This window comes from Enterobacter cloacae complex sp. P15RS, from assembly GCF_014895905.1.
Taxonomy (GTDB): domain Bacteria; phylum Pseudomonadota; class Gammaproteobacteria; order Enterobacterales; family Enterobacteriaceae; genus Enterobacter; species Enterobacter quasihormaechei.
In genome coordinates this window covers 227,681-239,907 of record NZ_JADBQL010000025.1, presented here as the reverse complement: position 1 = coordinate 239,907, position 12,227 = coordinate 227,681, and the positions used below count along the sequence as shown (strand labels likewise).

The 12,227-nt window shown below is 53.1% G+C and carries 14 protein-coding genes and 1 tRNA gene; 10 read left to right on the top strand and 5 right to left on the bottom strand.

Features of this window, described 5'->3' with window-relative positions; all coding sequences use genetic code 11:
- The first annotated feature begins 230 nt into the window (after window positions 1-230).
- Complete coding sequence (locus IM267_RS16490; RefSeq protein ID WP_193033837.1) at window positions 231-968, top strand: LuxR C-terminal-related transcriptional regulator; 738 nt, start codon at window positions 231-233, stop codon at window positions 966-968.
- Window positions 965-1,600, top strand: coding sequence for a DNA-binding transcriptional activator BglJ (bglJ, locus tag IM267_RS16485; protein WP_193033838.1), 636 nt, complete (start codon window positions 965-967; stop codon window positions 1,598-1,600). Before IM267_RS16490 ends, bglJ begins: the two co-directional genes overlap by 4 nt.
- Before the next feature lie 37 nt (window positions 1,601-1,637).
- Here the strand turns inward: bglJ and IM267_RS16480 are convergent, their stop codons facing one another.
- Entirely contained in the window at window positions 1,638-2,096 is a 459-nt protein-coding gene (locus tag IM267_RS16480) for a YbaK/EbsC family protein (RefSeq protein ID WP_003856572.1), read from the bottom strand.
- A 328-nt stretch (window positions 2,097-2,424) separates the two neighbouring features.
- Here IM267_RS16480 and IM267_RS16475 point away from each other — a divergent pair, with 328 nt between their 5' ends.
- Window positions 2,425-3,771 (top strand): PTS sugar transporter subunit IIC, encoded by a 1,347-nt coding sequence (locus IM267_RS16475; protein ID WP_063450736.1) that lies wholly within the window; start codon window positions 2,425-2,427, stop codon window positions 3,769-3,771.
- Window positions 3,772-3,856: 85 nt separating this feature from the next.
- Here the strand turns inward: IM267_RS16475 and fhuF are convergent, their stop codons facing one another.
- Both fhuF and IM267_RS16465 read right to left on the bottom strand, forming a co-directional pair.
- Window positions 3,857-4,645 carry a siderophore-iron reductase FhuF gene (gene fhuF, locus IM267_RS16470; RefSeq protein ID WP_107534651.1) on the bottom strand — a complete coding sequence of 263 codons (789 nt, stop codon included), beginning with the start codon at window positions 4,643-4,645 and terminating at the stop codon, window positions 3,857-3,859.
- Window positions 4,646-4,738: 93 nt separating this feature from the next.
- Window positions 4,739-5,803 (bottom strand): GGDEF domain-containing protein, encoded by a 1,065-nt coding sequence (locus tag IM267_RS16465; RefSeq protein WP_063867396.1) that lies wholly within the window; start codon window positions 5,801-5,803, stop codon window positions 4,739-4,741.
- Window positions 5,804-6,058: 255 nt separating this feature from the next.
- Here IM267_RS16465 and IM267_RS16460 point away from each other — a divergent pair, with 255 nt between their 5' ends.
- Complete coding sequence (locus IM267_RS16460) at window positions 6,059-6,289, top strand: DUF1435 domain-containing protein (RefSeq protein ID WP_193033836.1); 231 nt, start codon at window positions 6,059-6,061, stop codon at window positions 6,287-6,289.
- 42 nt (window positions 6,290-6,331) lie between these two features.
- On the opposite strand, the gene IM267_RS16455 is transcribed toward IM267_RS16460, so the two are convergent.
- Both IM267_RS16455 and rsmC read right to left on the bottom strand, forming a co-directional pair.
- Window positions 6,332-6,418: transfer RNA gene (locus tag IM267_RS16455), tRNA-Leu, on the bottom strand.
- Window positions 6,419-6,566: 148 nt separating this feature from the next.
- Window positions 6,567-7,595 (bottom strand): 16S rRNA (guanine(1207)-N(2))-methyltransferase RsmC, encoded by a 1,029-nt coding sequence (rsmC, locus tag IM267_RS16450; protein ID WP_193033835.1) that lies wholly within the window; start codon window positions 7,593-7,595, stop codon window positions 6,567-6,569.
- Between the two features lie 102 nt (window positions 7,596-7,697).
- Between rsmC and IM267_RS16445 the strand changes: the two genes are divergently transcribed.
- From IM267_RS16445 to IM267_RS16420, 6 genes are all read left to right on the top strand, one after another.
- The gene (locus IM267_RS16445) at window positions 7,698-8,111 is read left to right on the top strand and encodes a DNA polymerase III subunit psi (RefSeq protein ID WP_063867399.1); all 414 of its coding nucleotides are present in this window, start codon (window positions 7,698-7,700) and stop codon (window positions 8,109-8,111) included.
- Window positions 8,080-8,523 (top strand): ribosomal protein S18-alanine N-acetyltransferase, encoded by a 444-nt coding sequence (gene rimI, locus IM267_RS16440; RefSeq protein ID WP_193033834.1) that lies wholly within the window; start codon window positions 8,080-8,082, stop codon window positions 8,521-8,523. Before IM267_RS16445 ends, rimI begins: the two co-directional genes overlap by 32 nt.
- Before the next feature lie 19 nt (window positions 8,524-8,542).
- Window positions 8,543-9,220: a pyrimidine 5'-nucleotidase gene (yjjG, locus tag IM267_RS16435; RefSeq protein WP_193033833.1), complete on the top strand. Its 678-nt coding sequence runs from the start codon at window positions 8,543-8,545 to the stop codon at window positions 9,218-9,220.
- A gap of 92 nt (window positions 9,221-9,312) precedes the next feature.
- A complete protein-coding gene (gene prfC / locus IM267_RS16430) occupies window positions 9,313-10,902 on the top strand; it encodes a peptide chain release factor 3 (protein ID WP_063450728.1) in 1,590 nt (529 codons plus the stop codon).
- Between the two features lie 304 nt (window positions 10,903-11,206).
- Entirely contained in the window at window positions 11,207-11,824 is a 618-nt protein-coding gene (gene osmY / locus IM267_RS16425; RefSeq protein WP_063450727.1) for a molecular chaperone OsmY, read from the top strand.
- Window positions 11,825-11,951: 127 nt separating this feature from the next.
- Window positions 11,952-12,113 (top strand): DUF1328 domain-containing protein, encoded by a 162-nt coding sequence (locus tag IM267_RS16420; protein ID WP_003856556.1) that lies wholly within the window; start codon window positions 11,952-11,954, stop codon window positions 12,111-12,113.
- The last annotated feature ends 114 nt before the right edge of the window (window positions 12,114-12,227 follow it).

Sequence of the window (12,227 nt, the reverse complement as noted above, 5' to 3'; positions counted from 1 at the left end):
ATAATACATTAAGTATTTCTAATTTCATATTGTCGATATTTTCAGGTGGTTTTAATTAAATATTTATGGTCTTTATGCGATATTAAGCCAGTATTGGGCGTTTCATAACCCATGTGACATATTTTAGAAAGTGCGAGTATTAAGCCGTTTTGTACTTAGGGATGCAAGCGTGTTTAACCTCGTAGGGTTTGCTCGTCATTAAATAAATGTATTAAAGACATGGAGGGTCTATGTTGCCATTGAATGGTAAACACGGAGTTGTGATCAGTAGAGTACCCGTAATGCAAAATGGGTTAGGGGGCGTCATGACGCGCCATTTTCCCGATTTTGAGATAACGTACTGCCGTTCGATGCAGGAGTTGACGCTACTCCAGCTGCGTCGCGCTGGGGTCGTTATTGCCGATATTTCGGGTGAATATCGTAATCCGCGTGGCACGCTTGAGCAGTATTATGGATTAATGAATCAGTACCGGGATATTCACTGGATTTTTCTCGTCTCGCGTCCTCTTTATCCGCTTGCGGTAGAGCTGCTTATGCGCCCGGAAAGCACGCTGCTTTCAGATATGGAACCGATTGAAGGCGTAATTAACGCTATTCGCGCGGGCAGTGAACGTGCCGAGCGAATAAGCCAGACGTTATTAATACCAGAAAATCCTGATATTGAAGAGGAGAGTGAGCAAGCGATCGCGCTCACCCACTCTGAACGTAAGGTGTTGCGTTTATTGGGTAAGGGTTGGGGAATCAACCAAATAGCCACGCTGCTGAATAAAAGTAATAAAACGATCAGTGCACAGAAAAACAGTGCAATGCGCCGCTTATCACTGCGCAGCAATGCCGATATGTACGCGTGGATAAGCAGTACTCAGGGAATGCGAGAACTCAGTTTAATGTCGGCTTATGGAGAGTTTGAGGAATGGAAAAGACCACTGCAACAAGACATATCGCCGTCATCGAAAGCTGCTCAATGAGCGCTGTGGGGCTGAAGCATCTCTTTGCGATGCCCGTCCTGAGCCCTTACCAGGTGCATCTGTTTAGCCGATTCGACAGCTTCAGAGCGGCGCTCTCGGAAATCTCATTCTTTTCGGTAATCTATTCATTGTCTGATGAGCGTGAGGAGCGGCGAAACTGTCTGGCCTGTTTGCGGGATCTCACTTTCACCCACAGCGACGTCCAGCGTATCGTGCTGGCTTCTGATGAAATGGAGGCGAGGCTGGTCAGCCAGCTTTCGCCTTCTCGCTTACATGGGATCATCAGTAAATCGGTTCCGCTAAAGCAATTATTGGAAGGGCTGGAGACACTGCTCAGCGAAACACATCAGGTGAATGATAACGTGTACAATCAAGGGGATATGAGCCAGAATCGCATGTTAAGCCCAACCGAAAGGGCCATACTGCGCTATATGTCCTCGGGTTTTTCGATCCCTGAAATTGCGGCACAGCTTGAACGCAATATTAAAACCATTCGGGCGCATAAGTTTAACGCAATGGTAAAGCTGGGCGTCAATTCTGACGTGGGGTTACTGGATGCGGCGGATATCCTGGCGCATCTCCCCGCCAGGGAAGTGCATCGCTCCGCTCTCACCGTTCCTTCCTTCTCTTAGCGTTAAGAGGTGCGCCAGAGTGCTTCTGGCGCAACGTTCAAATACAGACATCAACCCATTTTGCTGCGGTCAGTTCCGCCATTCTGTCGGGCGAGATACGCACCGCGCTGTGGATGGCACCCGCTGCGGGTAATACTTCCGCGTACTGTTTTAATGTGATGTCACAGTAAACAGAGAGGGGGTTTTCCAGCCCGAAAGGGCAGACGCCGCCCACAGGATGACCCGTCAGGGTGACGACCTCATCGCTGCTGAGCATGCGGGCTTTTGCACCGAATGTCTCTTTGAGCTTTTTGTTATCAAGACGCGCATCGCCTTTTGCGACCACCAGAATCACGTCATTTTTAATCTTCAGTGATAGCGTTTTGGCAATCTGGCCGGGTTCAACGTTGTGCGCGGCAGCAGCAAGTGCAACAGTCGCTGTGCTTTGATTAAGCTCAATGATCTCTATATCCGGAGCGTGTTCGGCGAAAAACTGCTGTACAGACTGCAAACTCATTGATTCCTCCTGACAAATATCCTGCGTAATCTGTCATAAGAATTTAGTCGCTGTAAATATCCCTTAAGTAACAAATATTCGTCAGGGTCGATTTCTGGATCGCCTTCACATTCACAGAAACCGGTTACAGTAACCGGTTGCAGAGCGTGATGCAGAGATGAATACTGAGGGTGTAACTTCCCCTGTATCTAATAATAAGAGCTAATTATGAAACCATTCCGTTTGAGCAGTACCGCGGGTACACGATCCGGCAAGGTTGTGACGCTGAATTATGGAACAACGTGTGACGTGAGAACGTCCGAAACGAACGTCTGACAGGAGATCTGCTATGTCTGCCAACCATGCTGCATTTAATCTGATTTTCCGCTTCGTTGAGAATTACGTCAGCCCCGTTGCCGGGCGGATCTCTTCTCAGCGTCATGTGATGGCGATTCGCGACGGGTTCATCTCGGCGATGCCGTTTATGATCGTGGGTTCGTTTTTGTTAGTGTTCGCTTATCCACCTTTTTCGCCTGATACCACCTGGGGTTTTGCCCGCGCCTGGCTGGATATGGCGAAGCAGTTTGAAGGACAAATTCTGACGCCGTTTGATATGACGATGGGCGTGATGTCCCTTTATATCTGTGCGGCTATCGCCTACAACCTGGGCAAACATTACGTTAAAACCCATCAGCTGGATCCGTTCATGTGCGCCATGCTGTCGCTAATGGCGTTTCTGCTGGTGGCGGCCCCTAAAACCAAAGGCGCTTTGCCAGTCGATAGCCTGGGAGGGACCGGGATTTTCACCGCGATTCTGGTGGCGATTTATTGCGTTGAGATGATGCGTTTTCTGAAGGCACACAACATCGGGATCCGTCTGCCGGACCAGGTGCCGCCGATGATCAAAAACTCGTTTGACCTGCTGATCCCGGTACTGGTGGTGGTGTTGACGCTTTATCCGCTGAGCCTGCTGATCCAGTCGCAGTTCGGCATGCTGATCCCGCAGGCCATTATGTCGATCTTTAAGCCGCTGGTCTCTGCGGCTGACTCGCTGCCTGCCATCCTGCTGGCGGTGCTGATTGGCCACCTGCTGTGGTTTGCCGGGATCCACGGCGCAGCGATTGTCTCCGGGATGCTGCAAATGTTCTGGCTGACCAACCTGGGGGCGAACCAGACCGCGCTGGCGGCGAGCCTGCCTTTGCCACACATCTTTATGGAGGCCTTCTGGACGTTCTTTATCGTTATCGGTGGGTCCGGCGCGACGATGGGGCTGGTGTTCTGCTACCTGCGCAGCCGCTCCGCGCACCTGCGTTCGATTGGCCGCCTCAGCGTGGTGCCGAGCATATTCAACATCAATGAACCGGTAATTTTTGGCACGCCGATTGTGATGAACCCGGTGTTCTTTATTCCTTTTCTGCTGGCGCCGATGGTCAACGCCGTGCTGGCCTGGGCAGCGATGAAGTTTGATCTGATTGGCCGCGTGATTTCCGTGGTGCCGTGGACGGCGCCGGCGCCGGTTGGTGCGGCCTGGGCGCTGGGTTGGGATTTCCGCGCCGCCATTCTGGTGCTGGTCCTGGCCTGCGTTTCCGCCATTATCTATTTCCCGTTCTTCAAGGTGTACGAGAAGCAGCTGCTTCAGCAGGAAGCGGAAGAAGCACAGCGTAACGGGGAAGAGGAAAATCAGCAGATAGCGTAGGTAAAAGCAAAACGGCAACGCAGGTTGCCGTTTTTAGTGTTTGTTGCCTCTCCCCCGTGGGTGAGGGCATCAAGTCCGGGGCAGACTACTTAAGCGTGCAATCGCCGCACTGCTGCACGTCCGGCAGACGGTAGCGCTGGCAGCAGGTACGACGCACCAGAAGTCCCTCACGCGGAACGACGGTGCGGTAAAGAGGGTTATCCCGTCCATCTGAAAGCTGTTTGGCAAAGAAACAGCTCTGACGCAGTGCATCCACTTTTTCGTCGCCGAGCAGCGGCTTCATCTCCGTCAAATACCAGTGGATAAGATATCCGGTATTACTCCAGATCAGTTTGCCGTTAATCTCTCCCGTCGCTTCCAGGGCATCCACCACCGGAACCAGCGCACGCGTAATAAGCGATTCCATACGCGCCTGCGCAGACAGGTGCATCGCGCTGCGATCCTCATGCACGTCAATCCAGAAACAGGCGGCACGCCCGGTCTCATGAAATTCTACGTGGAAATGCTCCGAAGAGAGATCGAGCATGGTTTCCTGGGTCAACAACGCCAGCATGATCGGTGGCACCATCAGCCCGATATACCACTGAGCCCAGAGGGAAAGCAGCGGTTTGTTTTCCCGCGCAAGCGTAGGCTGATTACGGTAGATATGATCGGAATAGGCCGCCAGCAGTGAGCGCAGCTCGGCAGGACGTTGCCACTGGGACAGCGTCAGAGCATGATGCGGTGGGGCTTCATCCAGCTTGATGAAATCCAGCAGATGGGCGCGCGTTACGGCGATTTTTTCCCGAATGGCGTCCGCAAGCGTCGTCTCCCCGGCGGAGAGTGGAGCGCGCCAGAGCAGGGGCTCAACGATGTGTGCAGTACGAGTCGCCATAGTGTGGATTACAAATCTAAATGATAATGATTGCCAATCCTAACTATAGATAAAACCGAGCGCAAGAGATTTATCCTGGCTCTGTGAGGGGGGTCAGGCGGTATGCAGCTCTTCGCTCATCAGAATGCTGTTGCGTCCCATGTGCTTGGCTTCATAGAGGGCTTTATCGGCTTTCGCCAGCGCACCCTCAACGTCTTCACCTTCGTACATGGCAATGCCAATGCTGATGGTCACGTTAGTGGCGACGCTTTCGTTAAACATATGGGGGATTTTAAGATCGTAAACTTTCTGGCGTATGCGTTCTGCCGTCTGGCGTGCTTGCTCCAGCGGAATGTTACTCAACAGAACCATAAATTCTTCCCCGCCAAACCGGGCGACCACGTCGCGTGAACGCACGGCATCGCGGATCGCTGCCGAGACGCGGATCAACGCCTGATCGCCCATCATATGGCCGTAATGGTCGTTATAGGCTTTGAAATGGTCGATATCCATCAGCAGCACGAAGTGCTCGCCGCCGTCGGGCGTGGGGAGATTCTCCAGCCGGCTTTGCAGCCCACGACGGTTATACAAGCCGGTCAGCGGGTCCATCATGCTGAGATCGGTCAGGGTTTCACGCTCCTCCAGCAGTTCGGAGAGCAGCTCCTGAGCGAAACGGTCGTTGCGCCGCTGGATCACGTGATGAATGCCAATGGCGACCATAGGCAGCGCGAAGAAATAGGTCATTCTCAGCCAGTTTTCGGCAGGGCTTAACCACAGGCAGATAATAAACGCAGGTAATGAATGTAGCGTAAATGCTTTGATATTACTGGCAAACGCCAGAGCCCCTATAAAAAGCACCGTTAAAAGCGCCATCATTAAAAACGGCGCGCGATCGTGCGTGATAACCAAAAATTTAGAGACGATCTGCCAGGCCCATAAAAAGCCGAAAATCGCGGAAACCGCAGGAATATTTATTTTCCGCGCGCTGTTTTTCCAGTGCCAGATGAGTAAGCCGGTGCTGATAGTCAATACGGCAACCAGGGGCACCGATAACACGCGCACGGAATAGAGCGGGTTTGTTATCGAGAACAGCGCTGAGGCGGCATTCAGAAATAAAAATAAACGTAAAGATAACTGATATTTCTTGTTGACCAAAGACAGCCAGGATTGTGATGTCATATGCGTGCGTTTTTATTAAAACTCAATTAAAACAATGCGCCAGGCGTTATTTATTCGTTATGGATGCAAGGAAATTGAATTCTTATTATCAGAAAAACTTTATAGAAAGTTAACAGGTGTGCAATTTATCACCTTACACATTCTCTGTCATTATGGGAAAGCGATTGTCGAGGCAATTTGTGCCCGCGCATGCTGACAGGTGATAATTATTATCATATGATATTGGTTATCATTATCAGTGTGAGAGGATAAACCATGTTGAGCAAAGCGCTGGGAAGTGGGTGGGGGATTTTACTGCCTGGTGTCATCCTTGGCGGCCTGACGTTTGCCGATCTCTCCATTGACGTCTGGAAGGCGATCATTGTTTCAGGGCTGCTGGTGACGTCAGCGATGATCTGGCATAAACAGCTTCGGCATTACGTGCTGCTGCCGTCTTGCGTTGCGCTGGTCAGTGTAATACTGGTGATTTTGATGAGTCTGAAATAGCCGGGAAAAACGAGAGGTACTGCCGGGAGGATGTAAGATAATTGGTGCGAGGGGGGGGACTTGAACCCCCACGTCCGTAAGGACACTAACACCTGAAGCTAGCGCGTCTACCAATTCCGCCACCTTCGCATACCATCGACACTGTAAAAGTATCGTAACCACGGAGGCGCATTCTAGATGTTTTCAGCTTTACGTCAACAGAAAATTGCGCACGTTGTTTTGATTGCTGCAAAAATGGGCGATGGCAGCGTCAGCCATCGCCGGACAAAGGCGGGGATTACTTTTTCGCCTGGCGCGTCATTACGGTGCGATACACCTTAAAGCGGCCCGTCTGGGCGATCACCTCGTGGAAGCCAAAGGTTTCATCCAGCACTTTCGGATAGGCCAGGAAGGCGTTCGCCACGATACGCAGCTCGCCGCCGCTGTTAAGGTGACGGGTTGCGCCACGGATCAGGGTTTGCGCCGCTTCGAGGCTGGTTTCCATCCCGTCGTGGAACGGCGGGTTAGAGATGATCATATCAAAGCGACCGGTCACGTCGGAGAAGACGTTGCTGGCAATAACGTCGCCTTCAATACCGTTCGCCGCAAGCGTGGCGCGGCTGGCTTCCACCGCCGGAGCGCTCACGTCACACAGGGTTAAACGCACCTTCGGCGAGTGGCTGGCGAGAACCGTTGACAGCACGCCCGCGCCACAGCCAACGTCCAGCACCTTGCCTTTGGTGTGCGGCGTCAGGGTGGACAGCAGCAGCTTGCTGCCCGTATCGAGCGCGTCACGGCTGAATACGCCCGGCAGCGTTTTGATGGTCAGACCGTCGAGCTGATACTCGTCCCAGAAGGTGTCGGCATCAAAGGTTGTCTGTTTTTCCAGACGGCCATGATACAGGCCGCAGCGACGGGCGCTGTCGATTTTCGTCAGCGGCGCGTAGGCTTCGAGCATCTGCTCTGCGCTACGCACTCCGCAGCGGTTCTCACCGACGACGAAAATATCGCAGCCGACCGGCAGCAGAGAAAGCAGGTTCATCAGCTGGAACTGGGCTTCCGGTTTGTTCTTCGGCCAGTAGTAAATGAACGTATCGCAGTCAGCAATATCGCTCTGCTCCGCCACCAGGCTAAAGCGCGCGCGCTCGCCCATCTGGCGGCTCAGTACCTGCCAGTGGTGGTAGTACTGGGTGTGGGCACGGCTTTCAGCACAGTCGAAACGCGCGGGCAGGTCATCCTGCATATCTCCGGCAAACAGAATACGGCTTTCTTCGAAATCATCACTGTGACGCAGCAAGACTTCACTTGCCGGGGTAAATGCAGACATGAATTGTTCCTCAATAAACTCAGGCGGGGATTATAGTAGGTAGATGGCGCAGTTTCGACACATTTGCTATATTTGCGCGCCTGAGAGACAGGAGTTTTCGCTATGACATCCCGACGAGACTGGCAGTTGCAGCAGCTGGGCATCACCCAGTGGGCTTTGCGTCGCCCGACGGCGTTGCGGGGCGAAATAGCCATCTCCATCCCTGCGCATGTCCGCCTGGTGATGGTGGCAGACGCGCCGCCTGCCCTGAATGAACCCCTGATTGAAGATGTCCTTCGCAGCCTGAAGGTGACAAACGATCAGGTATTACAGCTGGCGCCCGAAAGCGTCGCGATGCTTCCCCCTGACAGCCGCTGTAACAGCTGGCGAATCGGGGCGGTGGATGAGCTACCCCTTGAAGGCAGCCAGATCAGCTCGCCAGCGCTGGACGAACTGAAAGCCAACCCAAAGGCGCGTAGCGCGCTATGGCAACAAATTTGCGAATATGAACACGATTTCTTCCCTCACGACGGCTGACCTGACCACCGCGTTCGCGATTGAAACCCGCGCCCATGCCTTTCCGTGGAGCGAAAAGACGTTTGCCAGCAATCAGGGCGAACGCTATTTAAATCTGCGCCTGGACGTGGACGGCACCCTGGCCGCGTTTGCCATTACGCAGGTTGTTCTGGACGAAGCGACGCTGTTTAATATCGCGGTCGATCCCGCTTACCAGCGCCGCGGGCTGGGCAGAGAACTGCTTGAGCACCTCATTCGTGAGCTGGAAACCCGTGACGTTTTCACTCTGTGGCTGGAGGTGCGCGCGTCTAATGTCGCCGCCATCGCACTTTATGAAAGCTTAGGCTTTAACGAGGCGACCATCCGCCGTAACTACTACCCCACCGCAGAGGGACGTGAAGACGCCATTATCATGGCTCTGCCGATTGGATAACGAAAATAAGGTTGTAACGATGAAATGGGACTGGATTTTCTTTGATGCCGACGAAACGCTGTTTACGTTTGACTCGTTCGGCGGCCTACAGCGGATGTTTCTCGACTATAGCGTGACCTTCACCGCTGAAGATTTTCAGGACTATCAGGCGGTGAATAAACCGCTGTGGGTGGACTACCAGAACGGAGCCATCACCGCGTTACAGCTTCAGCATCAGCGTTTTGACGCCTGGGCGGAGCGGTTAAAAGTCAGTCCAGGGGCGCTGAACGAGGCGTTCCTGAATGCGATGGCGGATATCTGCGCGCCGCTGCCCGGCGCCGTTTCCCTGCTGGATTCACTGAAAGGAAAGGTGAAGCTTGGGATCATCACCAACGGTTTTACCGCGCTTCAGCAGATCCGCCTTGAGCGTACCGGCCTGCGCGATCATTTCGACGCGCTGGTGATCTCCGAGCAGGTGGGCGTACCGAAGCCGGATCCGCGTATTTTCGATTATGCGCTGGCGCAGGCTGGCAATCCTGACCGCGATCGTGTGCTAATGGTGGGCGATACCGCAGAATCTGATATTCTGGGGGGTATGAAATCGGGTCTGTCGACCGTCTGGCTGAACGCGCATGGTCGCGAGCTGCCGGAAGGCATCAAGCCGACCTGGACCGTCACGTCATTGAACGAACTGGAGCAGCTCCTGTGTAAACAATGATTGCCTGCCCCCTGTTGATGGGTAAAATAGCCGCATTTTCCGTATTCCATGATGCGCGGCCTGCTGCCGCGCCTACCTAAGAAGAATTGATTATGACGTTGTCTCCTTATCTGCAAGAGGTGGCCAAACGCCGCACTTTTGCCATTATCTCGCACCCGGATGCCGGTAAAACGACCATCACCGAGAAGGTGTTGCTGTTCGGACAGGCGATCCAGACCGCGGGTACCGTTAAAGGCCGTGGCTCCAGCCAGCATGCAAAATCTGACTGGATGGAGATGGAAAAGCAGCGTGGTATTTCGATTACCACCTCCGTGATGCAGTTCCCGTATCACGACTGCCTGGTGAACCTGCTGGACACCCCGGGGCACGAAGACTTCTCCGAAGATACCTACCGTACCCTGACGGCGGTGGACTGCTGCCTGATGGTGATCGACGCCGCGAAAGGTGTTGAAGATCGTACCCGCAAGCTGATGGAAGTGACCCGTCTGCGCGATACGCCGATCCTCACCTTTATGAACAAACTCGACCGTGACATCCGTGACCCGATGGAGCTGATGGATGAAGTGGAAAACGAGCTGAAGATCGCCTGCGCGCCCATCACCTGGCCGATTGGCTGCGGCAAGCTGTTCAAAGGGGTTTATCACCTCTATAAAGACGAAACCTACCTGTACCAGACCGGTAAGGGCCACACCATTCAGGAAGTCCGCATTGTAAAAGGTCTGGACAACCCGGAGCTGGACGCCGCCGTCGGTGAAGAGCTGGCCGCCCAGCTGCGCGATGAGCTGGAGCTGGTGCAAGGCGCCTCTCACGAGTTCGACAGAGAGCTGTTCCTGAGCGGTGAAATTACCCCGGTCTTCTTCGGTACCGCCCTCGGCAACTTCGGCGTTGACCATATGCTCGACGGTCTGGTTGAGTGGGCCCCGCAGCCGATGCCGCGTAAAACCGATACCCGTGAAGTCGAAGCGAAGGAAGAGAAGTTCTCCGGCTTCGTCTTTAAAATTCAGGCCAACATGGACCCGAAACACCGCGACCGCGTCGCCTTTATGCGCGTAGTGTCCGGTAAATACGAGAAGGGCATGAAGCTGCGTCAGGTGCGTATCGGCAAAGACGTAGTGATCTCCGACGCGCTGACCTTCATGGCGGGCGACCGTTCGCACGTGGAAGAAGCCTATCCGGGCGATATCATTGGTCTGCACAACCACGGTACCATTCAGATTGGCGATACCTTCACGCAGGGCGAAATGATGAAGTTCACCGGTATCCCGAACTTCGCGCCGGAACTGTTCCGCCGCATTCGCCTGCGCGATCCGCTGAAGCAGAAGCAGCTGCTGAAAGGCCTGGTTCAGCTTTCCGAAGAGGGGGCTGTACAGGTGTTCCGCCCAATCGCCAACAACGATCTGATCGTGGGCGCGGTGGGTGTGCTTCAGTTTGACGTGGTGGTTGCCCGTCTTAAGAGCGAGTACAACGTGGAAGCGATTTACGAATCGGTGAACGTGGCGACCGCGCGCTGGGTTGAGTGTTCAGACGTGAAGAAATTCGAAGAATTTAAGCGTAAGAACGAAGTTCAGCTGGCGCTGGATGGCGGCGATAATCTGACCTATATCGCCCCAACCATGGTGAACCTGAACCTGACGCAGGAACGTTATCCTGACGTTCAGTTCCGCAAAACGCGCGAGCATTAATTCCCTCTCAGAGCACGGCAGCCGCCGTGCTCTTCTTTAATTCCTGTGTTATTAAACCCTTGCGGAATGTTCTTAATTCAACGCAATTTTTCGCTATTCGTTCGTTTTTTCCCCAATTCTGAATGCACCCCCGTAATTGTGATCTATATTTAACTCAGTGTTTAGCACCGGGCATGGATGAATTAACTGTTCAATGCATGTCCACTGGTTCTCCATTTCGCCCGTGTGTTAATTCGCAATATATAAAACCAAGATTTAGGGAAGTATGTCGCCCGAATAACGGGCAAAACACAGGAATAAATCGATGAATATGACAAGACTGAAGATTTCTAAAACTCTGCTGGCTGTAACGTTGGGTAGTGTCCTGGTAAGCGGTTCTGCTCTGGCGGAAACCAGCACCATGGATAAAGCACAAAATACTGCCAATACCGCAGGGGAAAAAATCGATAGCTCTATGAATAAAGTCGGTAATTTCATGGATGACAGCTCTATCACAGCAAAAGTGAAAGCCGCACTGGTGGATCATGAATCCATTAAGAGCACCGATATTTCTGTTAAAACCGACAACAAGGTTGTCACCCTGAGCGGTTTCGTTGAAAGCCAGACCCAGGCCGAAGAGGCCGTTAAAGTGGCCAAAGGCGTTGAGGGCGTAAGCTCCGTCAGCGACAAACTGCACGTACGTGACAGCAAAGAGTCTTCGGTGAAGGGTTATGCCGGAGATGCAGCAACTACCAGCGAAATCAAAGCTAAACTGTTAGCGGACGACATCGTGCCGTCCCGTATGGTGAAAGTTGAAACCACCGATGGTGTGGTTCAGCTGTCCGGTACGGTTGAGAACCAGGCACAAAGCGATCGTGCTGAATCAATTGCGAAAGCGATTGATGGTGTGAAAAGCGTTAAAAACGATCTGAAAACGAAGTAAAGCAGCACCACTCGCCCGTCTGGCTTAACGCCGCGGGCGAAATAAAAACGACTCTGGAAAAACGCCGGTGAGTGGCCTGAGCGCTCACGTTTAGCGGCCGACATTAACTATGGTAAAGGAGAGGCTTATGTTTCGTTGGGGCATTATATTTCTGGTTATCGCGTTAATTGCCGCCGCATTGGGCTTTGGTGGACTGGCGGGTACCGCGGCATGGGCAGCGAAAATTGTCTTCGTCGTCGGTATTATTCTGTTCCTGGTGAGCCTGTTTACGGGTCGACGTCGCCCGTAGCAAACGCAATATTCATTAAACAAACTCAAGCCAGTCCTCGTGACTGGCTTTTTCTCGTTTGAGAACCGGCAGGGATCTGCGTTACTGTGTCTGAACATAATAATGAAAACAGGA

Coding starts and splice junctions, on each gene's coding strand:
- IM267_RS16490 (WP_193033837.1), top strand. CDS start 231: ATGTTGCCATTGAATGGTAAACACGGAGTTGTGATCAGTAGAGTACCC.
- bglJ (WP_193033838.1), top strand. CDS start 965: ATGAGCGCTGTGGGGCTGAAGCATCTCTTTGCGATGCCCGTCCTGAGC.
- IM267_RS16480 (WP_003856572.1), bottom strand. CDS start 2,096: ATGAGTTTGCAGTCTGTACAGCAGTTTTTCGCCGAACACGCTCCGGAT.
- IM267_RS16475 (WP_063450736.1), top strand. CDS start 2,425: ATGTCTGCCAACCATGCTGCATTTAATCTGATTTTCCGCTTCGTTGAG.
- fhuF (WP_107534651.1), bottom strand. CDS start 4,645: ATGGCGACTCGTACTGCACACATCGTTGAGCCCCTGCTCTGGCGCGCT.
- IM267_RS16465 (WP_063867396.1), bottom strand. CDS start 5,803: ATGACATCACAATCCTGGCTGTCTTTGGTCAACAAGAAATATCAGTTA.
- IM267_RS16460 (WP_193033836.1), top strand. CDS start 6,059: ATGTTGAGCAAAGCGCTGGGAAGTGGGTGGGGGATTTTACTGCCTGGT.
- rsmC (WP_193033835.1), bottom strand. CDS start 7,595: ATGTCTGCATTTACCCCGGCAAGTGAAGTCTTGCTGCGTCACAGTGAT.
- IM267_RS16445 (WP_063867399.1), top strand. CDS start 7,698: ATGACATCCCGACGAGACTGGCAGTTGCAGCAGCTGGGCATCACCCAG.
- rimI (WP_193033834.1), top strand. CDS start 8,080: ATGAACACGATTTCTTCCCTCACGACGGCTGACCTGACCACCGCGTTC.
- yjjG (WP_193033833.1), top strand. CDS start 8,543: ATGAAATGGGACTGGATTTTCTTTGATGCCGACGAAACGCTGTTTACG.
- prfC (WP_063450728.1), top strand. CDS start 9,313: ATGACGTTGTCTCCTTATCTGCAAGAGGTGGCCAAACGCCGCACTTTT.
- osmY (WP_063450727.1), top strand. CDS start 11,207: ATGAATATGACAAGACTGAAGATTTCTAAAACTCTGCTGGCTGTAACG.
- IM267_RS16420 (WP_003856556.1), top strand. CDS start 11,952: ATGTTTCGTTGGGGCATTATATTTCTGGTTATCGCGTTAATTGCCGCC.